Source organism: Ralstonia sp. VS2407 (assembly GCF_052950655.1).
In genome coordinates, this window is the sequence record NZ_JBRFVG010000283.1 from 1 (window position 1) to 460 (window position 460).

Here is a 460-nt window from a genome sequence, read left to right on the forward strand (position 1 = left end):
CGCCCGCGTCGATCGGCGCATGCTGCACGCGTACTTCGAAGCCCGCGGCAATCGCGGGCGCCGATTCGGGGTGCGGGTCGGTCGCGTCGACGGGCGGCGGCGGGCTGGCGGCACGCAGCGGATCGTCCGGCAGCCCGGCGCGGGATTCGGTGAAGGTCGTCATGACAGGTTCTCCAGTGGGCGGCGCATCCGGTGTCGCGCGGCGGCCCGTCAGCCGCCGACGAGCGACATGCGCACGGTCGGATAGGTCTTGCCCGGCGCGCGGGCCGGCCGTGCGGCCCGGCGCTCGGAATAGCGGTCGTCGCGCTGCGTCCAGCGTGCGCGCACGGCGGCGGCGAGGTCGGCGCTCGACGCCGCGTCGTCGAGCCACGGCCGCAGGTCGGTGCCTTGCGTCGCGAACAGGCACGTATAAAGCTGGCCGTCGGCCGACACGCGGGCGCGCGAGCAGGTGCCGCAGAAC

At 75.2% G+C, this 460-nt stretch carries 2 pseudogenes; both read right to left on the bottom strand.

The features are described from left to right. Positions 1 to 163 (bottom strand): annotated as a pseudogene (locus tag ACU8YE_RS25065) (molybdenum cofactor biosynthesis protein MoaE); the annotation flags it as partial. 47 nt (positions 164 to 210) lie between these two features. Next, a pseudogene (locus ACU8YE_RS25070) lies at positions 211 to 460 on the bottom strand (GTP 3',8-cyclase MoaA); the annotation flags it as partial.